This window comes from Mycobacterium sp. 1423905.2, from assembly GCF_001673155.1.
Lineage (GTDB): Bacteria > Actinomycetota > Actinomycetes > Mycobacteriales > Mycobacteriaceae > Mycobacterium.
Window position 1 is genome coordinate 1 of record NZ_LZLE01000226.1, and the last position, 13,974, is coordinate 13,974.

General features: G+C 67.2%; 15 protein-coding genes and 1 pseudogene. 6 read left to right on the forward strand and 10 right to left on the reverse strand.

Annotated elements, in window-relative coordinates; genetic code table 11:
• Positions 1-53: 53 nt before the first annotated feature.
• Together A9W95_RS13920 and A9W95_RS13925 are read right to left on the reverse strand one after the other, a co-directional pair.
• Positions 54-320: pseudogene (locus tag A9W95_RS13920) on the reverse strand (zinc-ribbon domain-containing protein); the annotation flags it as partial.
• Positions 313-1,266, reverse strand: a complete 954-nt coding sequence (locus tag A9W95_RS13925; protein WP_067413528.1) for a transglutaminase family protein — start codon at positions 1,264-1,266, stop codon at positions 313-315. The gene A9W95_RS13925 and the pseudogene A9W95_RS13920, both read right to left, overlap by 8 nt.
• A gap of 120 nt (positions 1,267-1,386) precedes the next feature.
• On the opposite strand from A9W95_RS13925, the gene A9W95_RS13930 reads away from it, so the two are divergent.
• Both A9W95_RS13930 and A9W95_RS13935 read left to right on the forward strand, forming a co-directional pair.
• Complete coding sequence (locus tag A9W95_RS13930; RefSeq protein WP_067413531.1) at positions 1,387-2,646, forward strand: triacylglycerol lipase; 1,260 nt, start codon at positions 1,387-1,389, stop codon at positions 2,644-2,646.
• A gap of 51 nt (positions 2,647-2,697) precedes the next feature.
• Complete coding sequence (locus A9W95_RS13935; RefSeq protein WP_067413534.1) at positions 2,698-3,087, forward strand: MmcQ/YjbR family DNA-binding protein; 390 nt, start codon at positions 2,698-2,700, stop codon at positions 3,085-3,087.
• Here A9W95_RS13935 and A9W95_RS13940 read toward each other — a convergent pair.
• Genes A9W95_RS13940 through aspS form a run of 3 tightly spaced genes read right to left on the reverse strand, consistent with a single transcriptional unit; the run spans position 3,079 to position 6,416 of the window.
• Complete coding sequence (locus A9W95_RS13940) at positions 3,079-4,155, reverse strand: aromatic acid exporter family protein (RefSeq protein ID WP_067413536.1); 1,077 nt, start codon at positions 4,153-4,155, stop codon at positions 3,079-3,081. The two genes, A9W95_RS13935 and A9W95_RS13940, sit on opposite strands and share 9 nt — an antisense overlap.
• A 48-nt stretch (positions 4,156-4,203) precedes the next feature.
• Entirely contained in the window at positions 4,204-4,638 is a 435-nt protein-coding gene (locus tag A9W95_RS13945; protein ID WP_067413539.1) for a nitroreductase family deazaflavin-dependent oxidoreductase, read from the reverse strand.
• A complete protein-coding gene (aspS, locus tag A9W95_RS13950; RefSeq protein ID WP_156746197.1) occupies positions 4,635-6,416 on the reverse strand; it encodes an aspartate--tRNA ligase in 1,782 nt (593 codons plus the stop codon). The genes A9W95_RS13945 and aspS overlap by 4 nt, the downstream gene beginning before the upstream one ends.
• Positions 6,417-6,499: 83 nt before the next feature.
• Here aspS and A9W95_RS13955 point away from each other — a divergent pair, with 83 nt between their 5' ends.
• Complete coding sequence (locus tag A9W95_RS13955; RefSeq protein WP_172826618.1) at positions 6,500-7,387, forward strand: oxidoreductase; 888 nt, start codon at positions 6,500-6,502, stop codon at positions 7,385-7,387.
• Between the two features lie 117 nt (positions 7,388-7,504).
• Positions 7,505-8,386, forward strand: coding sequence for a neutral zinc metallopeptidase (locus tag A9W95_RS13960; protein WP_067413540.1), 882 nt, complete (start codon positions 7,505-7,507; stop codon positions 8,384-8,386).
• Positions 8,387-8,390: 4 nt separating this feature from the next.
• On the opposite strand, the gene A9W95_RS13965 is transcribed toward A9W95_RS13960, so the two are convergent.
• Together A9W95_RS13965 and A9W95_RS13970 are read right to left on the reverse strand one after the other, a co-directional pair.
• Positions 8,391-9,275 (reverse strand): dihydrodipicolinate synthase family protein, encoded by an 885-nt coding sequence (locus A9W95_RS13965; protein WP_067413543.1) that lies wholly within the window; start codon positions 9,273-9,275, stop codon positions 8,391-8,393.
• 10 nt (positions 9,276-9,285) lie between these two features.
• Entirely contained in the window at positions 9,286-10,071 is a 786-nt protein-coding gene (locus A9W95_RS13970) for an aldolase (protein ID WP_067413546.1), read from the reverse strand.
• A gap of 49 nt (positions 10,072-10,120) precedes the next feature.
• Between A9W95_RS13970 and A9W95_RS13975 the strand changes: the two genes are divergently transcribed.
• Positions 10,121-10,639, forward strand: coding sequence for a helix-turn-helix domain-containing protein (locus A9W95_RS13975; protein WP_067413548.1), 519 nt, complete (start codon positions 10,121-10,123; stop codon positions 10,637-10,639).
• Positions 10,640-10,642: 3 nt separating this feature from the next.
• Here the strand turns inward: A9W95_RS13975 and A9W95_RS13980 are convergent, their stop codons facing one another.
• The gene (locus A9W95_RS13980; RefSeq protein WP_067413551.1) at positions 10,643-11,092 is read right to left on the reverse strand and encodes a hypothetical protein; all 450 of its coding nucleotides are present in this window, start codon (positions 11,090-11,092) and stop codon (positions 10,643-10,645) included.
• Positions 11,093-11,190: 98 nt separating this feature from the next.
• Between A9W95_RS13980 and A9W95_RS13985 the strand changes: the two genes are divergently transcribed.
• On the forward strand, positions 11,191-12,783 hold the full coding sequence (locus A9W95_RS13985) for a metallophosphoesterase family protein (protein ID WP_067413554.1): 1,593 nt from the start codon (positions 11,191-11,193) through the stop codon (positions 12,781-12,783).
• On the opposite strand, the gene A9W95_RS13990 is transcribed toward A9W95_RS13985, so the two are convergent.
• Together A9W95_RS13990 and A9W95_RS27990 are read right to left on the reverse strand one after the other, a co-directional pair.
• Positions 12,780-13,811, reverse strand: a complete 1,032-nt coding sequence (locus A9W95_RS13990; protein ID WP_067413556.1) for an Rv2578c family radical SAM protein — start codon at positions 13,809-13,811, stop codon at positions 12,780-12,782. The genes A9W95_RS13985 and A9W95_RS13990 overlap by 4 nt on opposite strands.
• Positions 13,812-13,850: 39 nt before the next feature.
• The coding region (locus tag A9W95_RS27990) for a hypothetical protein (protein ID WP_253851653.1) at positions 13,851-13,974 on the reverse strand (124 nt) is incomplete at its 5' end.

Sequence of the window (13,974 nt, forward strand, 5' to 3'; positions counted from 1 at the left end):
TTGAAGCTGCCGATCATCGGACGCAACGAAGACCCGGACTACGGGTTGGCGTTCCGGCTGTTGTCCAGCGCGCACGACACGCACAATCCGCCGGGCTGCCCCTTGGGCACCAGCCAATTGCATTCCGCGAGATACAGGTTCGAGCACAGCTGGTAGTCATCGGCGGCGACCGCACCGGCATGGTCGCTGTCGTCGCGGTTGGCGATCACCAGCAGGGCCATCTGCTCGAGCGAGAATCCCAGCTTGCTGCCACACGACAGACACTCGGAATTCTCGAACGTCAGGCGCTGCCCACAATTGGGGCAGTGGAAGTCACGCATACAACACATCCCCTTCAAAAGGCACGACGTCGACCGCGACGTCGATCACGCTGTTCTCCGAATTGGTGTAGATGATGCCGCGCAGCGGCGGGACGTCCGCGTAGTCGCGGCCGCGGCCGACGACTATGTAACGCTCGTCGACCATTTGATTGTTGGTGGGATCCAGCCCCAGCCACTCGAATTCGCCGGGTTGCTGCGGAGTCCACACCGAAGCCCAGGCATGGGTAGCGTCCACTCCGATCATCCGGTCCTTTCCCGGCGGTGGGTCCGTCGCCAGATAGCCGGAGACGTAACACGCCGCCAGGCCGTGGGCGCGTAGGCAGGCGATCGCCAGCCTTGCGAAGTCTTGACATACCCCTTCTCGGGCCGCCAGAACCTCATCGACCCGCGTCGAAATGGTCGTCGTCCCGGAGCGGTAGGCGAAGTCGCGGTGGATTCGGGAGGCCAGGTCGCCCAGCACCTCGACCAAGGGGCGGCCCGGGGCGAAACTGGGCGCCGCATACCCGCGCACTGCGTCGCTGATCTCCGGTGGATCCAGGTCCAAGGTGAAGTCGACGGCCAACGCACCCTGCTGACCGCTCGGCCGGGCGGATTCCCACGGCTGCAGCGCCGGTCCGCTGCTGTAGAGGCCAGGAACCGGTCCGGACACGTCGACGATGGAGTCGCTGATGATCTTCAAGGCTCGGTGCGGTTCGGTCACATGAAAGTAGGAGCTGATGTTGCCGTAGCCGTCGCGGCTGGTGGAGCTGTCCGCCGGGGTGGGTTCGATGATCAGTTGGTGCGCGACACAGCGCTGCCGGGCGGAGTTGCGCGGGGTGAGGAAACCTCGGCCATAGGAGCTGGTCACGACGTCGGAATAGCGGTATTCGGTGCGGTGCGTGACCCTATAACGCTGCCGGCGCGGCGAATCATCCAGATTCTCCACCGGGGCTTGCGGCTCGACCATCTCTCCTCCAACGGCGCGACGACCTGATCACACCACACGGCGGGTCGGTGTGGCGGGGTGAGCCACGGCCGGAAAATGGGAATCCAAGGTGCAAAGGGCCCGACTGAAAGGAGCCGGCTCGTGCAGCGACAGGAAATCCGGTCACTGGCCGACCTCGCCGGAGAAGGCACCCGCGTGCTGACCACGTTGGTGCGTGACATGCACCACGGCATCGCCAGCCGAGTCTTCGGCTCGATCGGACCGGTGGCCAAGCCGGTGCAGGTGTTCCACGACACCACCGCCGCCATGACCTACCGCTTGGTCGACGGCGCGGTGCGCGGCTCGCTGTACGGCGCCGGCGCGTTGGCCGCCGAGACGATCAGCAACGACGACGATGACACCGTGCAGGCCCGTCCCCGGATCGCCGGGGCGATCGCCGCCGTGAACGGCATCTACGGCGACGAGTTGACCAACCGGAGCAACGGCTTCGCGCTCACGATGCAGATCCGCCGCAAAGGCAAGCCCGTCGACCTGACCGCCGACGCCATCGCCGACGCGTTTCCCTACGCCACCGGCCGCATCGCGGTGTTCGTGCACGGCTGGTGCATGACCGAACGGTCGTGGTGGCGCCCGCCGCGCACCGGAGAGACGCTGCGCCCGTACGGCAAGCGGCTGCGCAAAGACCTCGGCTTCACTCCCGTCTACCTGCGCTACAACAGCGGTTGGCACATCTCCGAAAACGGTCAGGCGCTGGCCGACCTGCTCAACGAGCTGCAGACGCTGTGGCCCACGCCGGTGGACGACATCGTGCTGATCGGGCATTCGATGGGAGGGCTCATCTCGCGCAGCGCCTGCCACTACGGGCTGGAACACGGCCACGGTTGGACCAAAGCCGTTCGGCACGTGGTCTGCCTGGGCTCCCCGCACCTGGGCGCCGATCTAGAGAAAAGTGTCAACGCCGCCTCCTGGGCGCTGGCCAAGCTGCCCGAAACCCGCGGCTTGGCGGCGTTTCTCAACACCCGCAGCTCCGGGGTGAAGGATCTGCGCTACGGCGCACTGCTGCACGAGGACTGGCGCGACTGCGATCCCGACGAGTTCCTGCAGGACCGCTGTCACGAAGTTCCTTTCCTGCCCGAAGCCATCTACCACTTCGTCGCCACCTCGGCGGCACCGCGTGCGCTCGGCTTGCTGTTCGGGGACAGCTTGGTACGGCCGAACAGCGCGTCCGGGCGCGGCCGGTCCCGCACCATCCCGTTCGAAGCCGGACATGGGCTCACCCTGACCGGTCTGAACCACTTCGACCTGCTCAACCATCCGGCGATCTACGACAAGCTGCTGGAATGGCTCGGTCAGCCGGCGTTGATGGCAACCGCCGAGTCCGGAAGCCGGCAAACGGATTGAATCCGGTCAGAAACGCGCCGCGGCGCCGCGCGGCGGGCGCACAATCGACTCGTGGCCACCTGGGACGACGTCGCCCGCATCGTCGGTGAGCTGCCGCTGACCACCGAGCAGGCACCGCACGACTGGCGGGTCGGCAAAAAGTTGATGGCATGGGAACGCCCGTTGCGCAAATCCGACCGCGAGGCGATGGCGGACGCCGGTGTGGAACCGCCGGCGGGCGACATTCTGGGTGTGCGGGTGTCCGACGAGGGTGTCAAGTTCGCGCTGATCGCCGACGAGCCCGAAATCTACTTCACCACTCCCCACTTCGACGGCTACGCCGCCGTGCTCGTCAGGCTGGCCGAGATCGACGTCATCGCCCTGGAAGAGCTGATCACCGAGGCATGGCTGACTCAAGCGCCGAAGAAGCTGGTCAAGGAATTCCTCGCCGGCTCACCCTGACGCCGGTCGGGCCGGTCGCCGGCCGAGGCTGACCACCCGTTGCAGGTCGTCGACGCAGGCCTCGACGGCATCGGCGAGCAACACCTCGGTCCTGCGCTGCGCCACCGAACTGAACTCGTCGGCATGGCTGCGCGCCCGGGCGGCGTGTGCGGCGGCCGCCGCCGGATCGGTGTCGGCGGCGTCGGTTCCGGCGACCAACTCCGCCAGCGCGGCATGCACCGGCGGCGGCAGGGAACTGCACGCCTCGAGGGCAGGTCCGACCGCCCGGGCCAGGTGGACAACTGACACCGCGAACATCGCCACGCGGGCGGCTTGCTGGTCGGCTGCGGAGAAAGTCTCGCGGGCCGACCACCGCCGCGGCGCCACCCTAACCACCTGGCGCGCGGTGGTCCGGGCCTGGATGAGGCCACCCAACTGCTCGTGCACTCGATCGATCGCGGTCGAGGGCCACTCTGGCGCAGTCGCGGTGCGACCATCGGCGATACGGGCCGTTCCGCTCAGCACGTCGTGCAGGCCGGTCAGCACGTAGTCGCGCGCGGCGTGCAGCACGGCGAAGGGATTGGCCGGAAACAACAGGATGCTGAACACCAAAGCCAGGCTGCCGCCGATCACCGCGTCGAACAGACGCTCGCCGACGATGCCGTTGTGCGGCAAGGCCAGCACCAGGATCGCCGACACCGCGGTCTGGTTGACGAACATCAAGCCTTGGGCGATGAACCCATGCCCGATCGATACCGCCACGCTCAACGCGATGAACACCGCGACGCCGACCGCCACCGATCCGGTGCCCAGCGGGCCTTGGACGAGGGCGCCGATGCCGATACCCAACGCCACGCCGATCATCATCTGGATGGCGCGCATCCCGCGCAGCACGTTACTGGCCGACAGGCATACCGCCGCCGCGACGGGCGCGAAGAACGGCTGGGGATGCTTGAGGATGTCGTGGGCGATCATCCACGCCAGCCCGGCGGCCAACGACGTCTGGGTAAGCGTGAACCACAAGCCGCGCAGCCGCTGGACGGCCGCCAACGTGCCGTCGACCGCGGTGCTCAGCAGCGATGTGGTCATCAGGCTTAATTACCGCACACCGGCGGGCGGTGCGAATGCGCTGGGCGCTCAGCTGCGCTGCAACTCGAACACCGGGATGACCCGAGTGGTCTTGGCTTGGTACTCGGCGAATCCGGGGGCAGCCGCGGTGACCTTCGGGAAGATCTCCTCACGCTCGGCCGGCGGCAGTTCGCGGGCGGTGACATCGAAAGCCTCGCTGCCGATTTCGACGTGCGCCTGGGGATTGGCCCGCAGATTGTGCACCCAGGCCGGACTGATCGGAGCGCCGGCGAAAGAGCCGATGATGATCAGCTTGCCGTCGATGGTGAAGTAGGCCAGCGGCGAGATGCGCTGCTCACCGGACTTGGCGCCCGTCGTGGTGAGCAGCAGCAAGTCAGCGTTGGCGAATTGGCCGCTGACCTTGCCGCCGTTGGCGCGAAATTCCTCGACGATGCTCGAATTGAACGCCTTGATTGTTTCGGCGTCCGGGATTCCTGAAGTCATGCCCGGTCAACCTGCTTGGGCCGGACGTCTATTCCGGATTCCTTCCGCTGCTGGGCGGTGATCGGCGCCGGCGCATCGGTCAGCGGGTCGACGCCGCCGCCGGTCTTGGGGAACGCGATGACTTCGCGGATCGAGTCCACCCGAGACAGCAGCGCGTTGATCCGATCCCAGCCGAAGGCGATGCCGCCATGCGGTGGCGCGCCGAAGGTGAACGCTTCCAGCAGGAACCCGAACTTCTCTTGCGCTTCGGCGTGGTCCAGCCCCATCACCGCGAAGACGCGTTCCTGGACGTCGCGGCGGTGGATACGGATGGATCCGCCGCCGATTTCGTTGCCGTTGCAGACGATGTCGTAAGCGTCGGCCAGCACCGCGCCCGGGTCGGATTCGATGCGGTCTTCCCACTCCGGCTTGGGCGAGGTGAAGGCGTGATGTACCGCGGTCCACGCTCCGGTGCCGACCGCGACGTCACCGGCGGCGGTGGCCTCGTCGGCGGGCTCGAACAACGGCGGATCGACGATCCACACGAACGCCCATTCGGTCGGGTCGATCAGGTTGAGGCGGTGGGCGATTTCGATCCGGGCCGCTCCCAGCAGGGCCCGCGAGGAACGCACCGGGCCTGCCGAGAAGAAGATGCAGTCACCGGGTTTGGCGCCGACGTGGGCGGCCAGGCCGTCGCGTTCGGTGTCACTGAGGTTCTTGGCGACCGGGCCGCCCAGTGTGCCGTCGTCGCCGACCAGCACGTAGGCCAGCCCGCGGTGTCCGCGCTGTTTGGCCCATTCCTGCCACCCGTCCAGCGTGCGCCGCGGCTGCGATGCCCCGCCAGGCATGACCACCGCGCCCACGTACGGCGCTTGGAAGACGCGAAAGGTGGTGTCGGAGAAGAAGTCCGTGCATTCCACCAGCTCCAGCCCGAACCGCAGATCCGGCTTGTCAGAGCCGAAGCGGCGCATGGCTTCGCCGTAGCTCATCCGCGGTATCGGCGTCGGGATCTCGTAGCCGATCAACGCCCACAACGCGGTCAGGATCTCTTCGGAGATGCCGATGATGTCCTCGGCGTCGATGAAGCTCATCTCCATGTCGAGCTGGGTGAACTCCGGCTGCCGGTCGGCGCGGAAGTCCTCGTCTCGGTAGCAGCGCGCGATCTGGTAGTAGCGCTCCATCCCGGCCACCATCAGCAGCTGCTTGAACAGCTGTGGGCTTTGCGGCAGCGCATAGAACGAACCGGGATGCAGCCGGGCCGGGACCAGGAAGTCGCGTGCCCCTTCCGGGGTGGAGCGGGTGATGGTCGGCGTCTCCACCTCGACGAATTGGTGGCGGGCCAGCACCGCGCGGGCCGCGGCATTTACCCTGGAACGCAACCGAATTGCCGCTGCGGGGCCGTCCCGGCGCAGGTCGAGGTAGCGGTATTTGAGCCGCAGCTCCTCACCCGCCGGCTCGTCCAATTGGAAAGGCAACGGCGCGCATTCGCCCAGCACCGTCAGGGAACTGGCGTTGACCTCGATGTCACCGGTGGCGATTTCGGGGTTGGCGTTGCCTTCCGGACGGATCTCGACGACGCCGCGCACTGTGACGCAGAACTCAGCGCGCAGGCGGTGCGCCTGGGCCAGCACGTCAGGCTCGCGGAACACCACCTGTGCCACGCCGGACGCGTCGCGCAGGTCGATGAAGATGACGCCGCCGTGGTCGCGGCGGCGCGCCACCCAGCCGGACAGAGTGACCTGCTGCCCGGCGTCGCCCTCCCGTAGTGAACCAGCGGCGTGGCTGCGCAGCACGAACACTTCCCTTCGGTTGGATGACTGCTCAGTCTAGAGGGCCGGTTGGCTTGTCCCTGCGGTGGAGCGGCGCCCGGTACTTTGGCCTCATTACGGAAAACATTGCGCTTGTCGGACCCGGCGCCGTCGGTACGACGGTCGCCGCGCTGTTGCACCGCGCCGGGCATTCGGTGGTGTTATGTGGGCGCACTGCTCGCGACGGAGTCGAGTTGCGGCCCGACGGCGCCGATCCGATCGTGGTGCCCGGGCCGGTGCACACCGATCCCGCCGACGTCACCGGACCAGTCGACGTGGTGCTGCTGGCGGTCAAAGCGACCCAGAACGAGCAGGCGGGCGGCTGGCTGAGCCGGCTCTGCGACGAGCACACGGTGGTGGCGGTGCTGCAGAACGGTGTCGAGCAGGTCGAGCAGATCGCGCCGTTGTGTCCCGCCTCGGCGGTGGTGCCCGGCATCGTGTGGTTCTCCGCCGAAACCATGCCGCCCGGCTGGGTGCGGCTGCGAGGTCATGCGGCTCTGGTGCTGCCGACCGGGCCCGCCGCGCAGGCGCTGGCCGACCTGCTGCGCGGGGCGGGATGCCAGGCCGACTGCGATCCCGACTTCATTTCCGCCGCCTGGCGCAAGCTGTTGCTCAACGCGCTGGCGGGCTTCATGGCGTTGTCTGGGCGGCGGTCGGGCATGTTCCGCCGTGACGACGTCGCCGCACTGTCGCGCCGCTATGTCGCCGAATGCCTGGCGGTGGCGCGCGCCGAGGGCGCCCGCTTGGAGGACAGCGTCGTCGAGGAACTGGTGAACCTGTTTCGCTCAGCGCCCGAAGACATGCCGACCTCGATGCTCGCCGACCGGGAAGCCCACCGCCGGCTGGAGTGGGACCTGCGCAACGGGGTCGTCATCCGCAAGGCCCGTGCCCACGGCCTGCCCACCCCGATCAGCGATGTGGTGGTGCCGCTGCTGGCCGCGGCCAGCGACGGGCCGGGCTAACCGGCGTCACGTTTTCTGGCGAACCCGCTGAGGTATACCGACACTCGATAAGCCACCGGCAAGCGGCGATAGGCTAGGTGCGCCGACTGCCAGGTCCGATCCCCGGGGAGCGATGCGATGGTTTTCAACGAGGGCATGCAGATCGATACCAGCACCGCGTCCTCCTCGGGTGGCGGGGGCGGCCGGTTGGCACTCGGCGGTGGCCTTGGTGGGCTGCTCATTGTCGTGGTGGCGATGTTCCTCGGCGTCGACCCCGGCGGCATAACCAGCCAGCAACCGATGAACACCAGAGACGACGTCGCGCCAGGCTTTGACCTGAACCAGTGCAAGACCGGAGCCGACGCCAACAAGTTCGTGCAATGCCGGGTGGTGGCCACCGGCAACTCCGTCGACGCGGTATGGAAGCAGCTGATGCCCAACCGGTACACGCGCCCGCACATGCGCCTGTTCAGCGGACAGGTCAGCACCGGCTGCGGACCGGCCAGCAGTGACGTCGGGCCGTTCTACTGCCCGGTGGACAAGACCGCCTACTTCGACACCGACTTCTTCCAAGTACTGGTGACCCAGTTTGGTTCCAGCGGTGGCCCGTTGGCCGAGGAGTACGTGGTGGCCCACGAGTACGGCCACCACGTTCAGAACCTGCTCGGCGTCCTGGGCCGCGCACAGCAGGGCGCGCAGGGCGCCGGAGGCAACGGTGTGCGCACCGAGTTGCAGGCCGACTGCTACGCCGGAGTCTGGGCGCACTATGCCTCGACGGTCAAGCAGGAGAGCACCGGTGTGCCATACCTGCAACCGTTGAGCGACAAGGACATTCAAGACGCCCTGTCGGCCGCGGCGTCGGTCGGCGACGACCGCATCCAGCAGCAGGCGACCGGCCGCACCAACCCGGAGTCGTGGACGCACGGCTCGTCCGCGGAACGCCAGAAGTGGTTCAGCACCGGCTACCAGACCGGTGACCCCAACAAGTGCGACACGTTTGGCGCGACCGACCTCGGGTAGCGGCTTAGTCGCCAGTCAGCAGGCCCTGCAACTCTTTTCGGCCCGGCTCATCCAGCGGCAGCAACGGCGCTCGCGGATCTCCGGCCGGAAAGCCCAGCAGATCCAGGCCGGCCTTGACCGTGGTGGCCAGACCGCCGGCGACGATGTATTGCAGCAGCGGCTTGAGGTCGTCGTAGAGCCGCTGAGCTCGGTCCAGGTCGCCGGCGCCCACCGCCTCGTACAGGTCGATGCACGGTTGCGGCCGCAGATTCGGTGCGGCCGTGCACCATCCGGCCGCACCGACCTTGAGCGCGTCGAGGACCAACGGATTGCTGCCGTTGTAGAAGGGCAACTGCCCGCCGGACAATTCGGCGATGCGCCGCATGCGGGACAGGTCGCCGGTGGACTCCTTGACCATGGTGAGGTTGTCGATGTTCTCGAACATGGTGACCAGCAGCTCGGGGCTCATGTCCACGCCACTGGTGGCCGGGTTGTTGTAGGCCATGATCGGGATGTCGATGGCTGCGCCGATGCTGCGGTAGTGCTGCGCGATCTCCCGCTCGGTCAGCTTCCAGTAGGACACCGGCAGGATCATCACCGCGTCAGCGCCGGCTTGTTGCGCGTACTGGGCCCGCCGAATGGTTCTGGCGGTGGTCACATCCGACACGCCGACGACCACCGGCACTCGGCCGGCAACGGTGGCCAGGGTGGTGTCGACCACCGTGTCGAATTCGGCCTCGTCGAGGTAGGCCAACTCGCCGGTGCTGCCCAGCGGGGCGATCGCGTGCACTCCGTCGGTGATCAGCTTCTCGACCAGGGCGGCGAGGCGCTCGGTGTCGATGCCTCCGGCGCTCGCGAATGTGGTCACCGGGTAGGCGATGATGCCGTGGATCTCCGGCGTCGTGGACATGGCGGGCTCCTTAGCTGGTCAGGGCGTCGGGGTGGCGGGCCAGGGCACGGCGCGCGTAGTAGGCGAAGTTGGCCCGGCTGCGTGCCGGCGTGAGCGTCCAATCGTGGGCCTCGCGGGCCAGCTCTTCGGGGAGTTCTTTGACGGTGCCGGCGGCCATCGCGGCCAACTGCAGCTTCGCGGCGCGTTCGATCAGCACGGCCAGCGAACACGCCTCTTCGATGCTGGCGCCGGCGACGACCTGGCCGTGGTGGGCCAGCAGGACAGCCTTCTTGTCTCCCAGTGCGGCGGTGATGATCTCGCCCTCCTCGTTGCCGACCGGAACGCCGGGCCATTTGGGCAGGAAGGCGCAGTCGTCGTAGAGCGGGGTGGTGTCCATGTGCGACACCACCAGCGGCACCCCGAGCATGGACAGGGCTGCCACATGGAAGGGATGGGTGTGCACGATGCACTGCACGTCGGGACGCGAACGGTAGATCCAACTGTGAAAACGGTTGGCGGGGTTCGGCATTCCGTCACCGTCGAGGACGTTGAGGTCTTCGTCGACCACCAGGAGGTTGTCCTCGGTGATTTCGTCGAAGCCCAGCCCCAGGCGCTGGGTGTAGTAGGTGCCGGGCTTCTCGGCGCGGGCGGTGATCTGCCCGGCCAACCCGGAGTCGTGTCCGGCATCGAACAACGCCCGGCACGTCAGGGCCACCTTTTGCCGGGCGCTCAGTTGGGACTCGCCGTCCTGGGCGGCCAGCCGATCCTGGGCCCGCCGCATCAGCTCGGATTTGGAGTCGGTGAACGTGGTCGCCATGTGACACACTGTACTCAATAGGAAACTTTGTGTCATTAGGGGTGCCGCGGTGAAACTACGTGCCGTCCGCCGGCAACGAGGCCTGACCCTGGACGTGCTGGCGGCTCAGACCGGACTGACCAAGAGCTACCTGTCCAAGATCGAACGGGGCCAGAGCACACCGTCGATCGCGGTGGCGCTCAAGGTCGCCCGGGCGCTTGACGTCGACGTGGGGCGGCTGTTTTCCGACGAGACAGCCGAGGAGAAGATCACCGTCGACCGGGCCGCCCATCGCACCGGCGAACGGTACCGGGCGCTGGCCTCACCCTTGCTCGGAAAGTCCATGTCGCCGTTCGTGGTTCGACCGACGGACGGGCCCGCCGATGATCCGCATCCCGAGCACGCCGGGCAGGAGTTCGTGTTCGTGCATCACGGCCGCGTCGAGCTGGCGTACGGCGATGCGGTCGTCACGCTCGACGCCGGCGACAGCGCCTACTTCGACGCGTCGGTCAGCCACAAATTACGGACGCTCGGCGAGCAGCCGGCCGAGGTCGTCGTGGTCACCCATGCCGAGCCCGGCGGACGTTGAGCGTTACCAGGGCCGAGTCGAGCAGGTGACCCCGGTGGTGGCTCGCTGGTCCACCACGACCTGGCCGTCCACCGCGATCTGGCAGTGCAGTTCGGGTGTGCTGCCCGAACCGCAGTCCGGCCAGTGACAGCCCCCGCTGGCGCTGACGATCGCCCACTGGTTCGGGTTGGCCAGCGTCGCGGTGTACTGCAGCGGCTGGTCCGCGCTGAAGGTGGCGGGCACGGTGGTCATGAACTGCGATGAGTTCGCGTCGTAGGCCGCCTGGCTGGGCGGATCGCTGCTCATGTACCTGACGTTGCCGGTCAGATTGCCGGTTGCGGTGACGGTGTAGGTCACTTGATGGCCGGCCGGATCTGTCGGATCCGCCTGTGAGGTCGCGGGCGCGAGGAAACCCACCGCCGCTGCAACCAGTGCCATCGCGACCGCGCTTGCCAGAGTTCGCACGTTCGTCATATCGAAAACGCTACCGGATTCGTTACCTGCCCCGGCGAGGCCGCTGGTCCTAGCAGCGCGTTTACCGACGAGATGCCTGGCTCGGGTATGAAGCAGGCATGAGCGACGAGTTGGCCCCGGGCGAGGACGCTAGTCCCGCTTCGAGTGGGATCAGCCGGCGCACATTGCTGACGACCGGCGCGGTCTCGGCCGTGGTGGGTGCGGGTGTGGGCGCCGGCGCAGTGGCATTGCTGCGGTCCGGTCCCGGCGGTCCGGATGTCTGGTATCAACCGGGTCGCACCGGGGCGCCGCCGGTGCGTGGCCTGCACCTGCAGTTCGGCCGCAACGCCAGTACCGATGTGGTGGTGTCGTGGCACACCACCGATGCCGTGCACAACCCGCGCGTCATGTGGGGTACTCCGACTTCGGGATTCGGACAGGAAGTGGCGGCGGAGACCCGCACCTATCGAGATGCCAAGTCCAACACGGAAATTCGGGTCAACCACGCTCGGGTGACCGGGCTGACCCCGGACACCGATTACGTCTACGCTGCCGTGCACGACGGCACCGATCCGGCGCTCGGCACCGTCCGGACCGCCCCATCGGGTCGGAAGCCGTTGCGGTTCACCAGTTTCGGCGATCAAGGCACGCCGACGCTGGGCAAGCTCGTGAACGGCAAGTACGTCAACGACAACAACGGTTCGCCCGCGGCCGGTGACACCACCAGCGCCATCGAACGCATGGCTCCGCTGTTCAACCTCGTCAATGGTGACCTGTGTTATGCCAACCTGGCCCAAGACCGGATTCGGACTTGGTCGGACTGGTTCGACAACAACAGCCGTTCGGCCCGATACCGGCCCTGGATGCCGGCCGCGGGCAACCACGAGAACGAGCTGGGCAATGGGCCAATAGGGTACGGCGCCTTCCAGACGTACTTCGCCGTCCCGGATTCCGGCGCCAGCGCTGAGCTGCGTGGGCTGTGGTATTCGTTCACCGCCGGGTCGGTGCGCGTGATCGTGCTCAACAACGACGACATCTGTTTTCAGGATGCGGGTAATTCCTATGTGCACGGCTACTCCGGCGGTGAGCAAAGGCGTTGGCTGCAAATCGAACTCGACGCCGCGCGCCGCGACACCTCAATCGACTGGGTGGTCGCCTGCATGCACCAGACCGCGATTTCCACCGCGGACCACACCAATGGCGCTGACCTCGGGATCCGCCAGGAGTGGTTGCCGATGTTCGACCAGTACGAAGTCGATCTGGTGGTGTGCGGCCACGAGCACCACTACGAACGGTCCCATCCGCTGCGCGGGACGATGGACACCCAGACGCGAACGCCGATCCCGGTGAGCACTCGCACCGACCTCATCGACCCGACCAAAGGGACGGTGCATTTGGTCATCGGCGGAGGCGGCACCGCCAATCCGAGCAACGCGATGTTCTTTCCGCAACCACGGTGCCGAGTCGTCACCGGCGTCGGCGATTTCGATCCGGCGCTACGACATAAGGCGCCGATCTATGTGGTGGAGGATGCGCCTTGGTCGGCGTTCCGGGATCGCGAACACCCGTACGGGTTCGTGGCCTTCGACGTCGACCCCGGCCAGCCGGGCGGCAACACGTCGATCAACGCGACGTACTACGCGGTCAATGGGCCGTTCGGCGCGGTCACCGAGGTAGACCGATTCACTTTGAGCAAACCGCGCCGCGGCTAGAACAGCGTCGGCTGCAGGGGTTCGGGCGTTATGGCGGCTTCGGCCGTGACGGGCACCTCGCGATGATGGCGCCCGTTCAGGCGATGTTTGGCCACCAGCGGTGCGGCCCGGTCGCGCAGCATGTCGCGGTAGTGCGGCGGCAGGTAGGCGCCGCGTCGATACAGGTCCCGGTACCGGGCGACCAGTCCGGGGTGTGACTGAGCCAGCCAGGACATGAACCAGCCGCGCGTGGAGCCGCGGAGGTGCAGGCCGAACACCGTCACGCCGGTGGCGCCGGCGGCGGCGATGTCGCCGAGCAACCGGTCGAGGTGCTCGACGGAGTCGGTGAGGTATGGCAGCACCGGGGCCACCATGACGTGGCAGTTCAGACCGGCGTCGCGGATGGCGGTGATGAGTGCCAGGCGCGCTTGGGGCGTAGGGGTGCCGGGTTCGACGTCGCGGTGCAGGTCGGGGTCCCCGATAGCCAGGGAGATCGAGACCGAGAGGGGGACGTGTTGGGCGGCGTCGGCGATCAGCGGTAGGTCGCGGCGCAGCAGGGTGCCCTTGGTCAGGATGGACATCGGCGTGCCTGACGCGGCGAGGGCCCCGATAATGCCCGGCATCAATGCGTAACGCCCTTCGGCCCGCTGGTATGGGTCGGTGTTCGTGCCCAGCGCCACCGTCTCGCGCCGCCACGAGGACCGGCGTAGCTCACGACGCAGCACCTCTACGACGTTGGTCTTGACCACTAGCTGGGTGTCGAAGTCGTCGCCGCTGTCGAGGTCGAGGTATTCGTGGGTGGGGCGAGCGAAGCAGTAGCGGCAGGCGTGCGAGCAGCCGCGGTAGCCGTTGACGGTGTAACGGAATGGCAGGGCCGAGGCGTCCGGCACCTTGTTCAGCGCGGACTTGCACAGGACTTCGTGAAAGGTGATGCCCTCGAACTGCGGCGCTCGGACGCTGCGGACCAGGCCGAGCCGCTGCAATCCCGGTAGCGCGCCGTCATCGACCGGTGTGCCGTTGACCGCAACGGCTTGGTCAGACCAACGCATAATCCCTATTCGAACAAGCGTTCGATAGCGTGTCAAGTGTCACGGGTCGTCCTCGGGTGCCAAGAGTTTTTCGGGGTGGTGGTAGGTGTTGGTGCGGGGTTGGCCGTGATCGAGGTCGTCTCGCCGGCCCGTACCCGCAACATCGATCGCTGGCCTTCGGCGT

Bases quoted from the DNA above. Each gene is read 5' to 3' on its own strand.
- A9W95_RS13925 (WP_067413528.1), bottom strand. From the start codon at position 1,266: ATGGTCGAGCCGCAAGCCCCGGTGGAGAATCTGGATGATTCGCCGCGC.
- A9W95_RS13940 (WP_067413536.1), bottom strand. From the start codon at position 4,155: ATGACCACATCGCTGCTGAGCACCGCGGTCGACGGCACGTTGGCGGCC.
- A9W95_RS13945 (WP_067413539.1), bottom strand. From the start codon at position 4,638: ATGACTTCAGGAATCCCGGACGCCGAAACAATCAAGGCGTTCAATTCG.
- A9W95_RS13960 (WP_067413540.1), top strand. From the start codon at position 7,505: ATGGTTTTCAACGAGGGCATGCAGATCGATACCAGCACCGCGTCCTCC.
- A9W95_RS13965 (WP_067413543.1), bottom strand. From the start codon at position 9,275: ATGTCCACGACGCCGGAGATCCACGGCATCATCGCCTACCCGGTGACC.
- A9W95_RS13970 (WP_067413546.1), bottom strand. From the start codon at position 10,071: ATGGCGACCACGTTCACCGACTCCAAATCCGAGCTGATGCGGCGGGCC.
- A9W95_RS13980 (WP_067413551.1), bottom strand. From the start codon at position 11,092: ATGACGAACGTGCGAACTCTGGCAAGCGCGGTCGCGATGGCACTGGTT.
- A9W95_RS13985 (WP_067413554.1), top strand. From the start codon at position 11,191: ATGAGCGACGAGTTGGCCCCGGGCGAGGACGCTAGTCCCGCTTCGAGT.
- A9W95_RS13990 (WP_067413556.1), bottom strand. From the start codon at position 13,811: ATGCGTTGGTCTGACCAAGCCGTTGCGGTCAACGGCACACCGGTCGAT.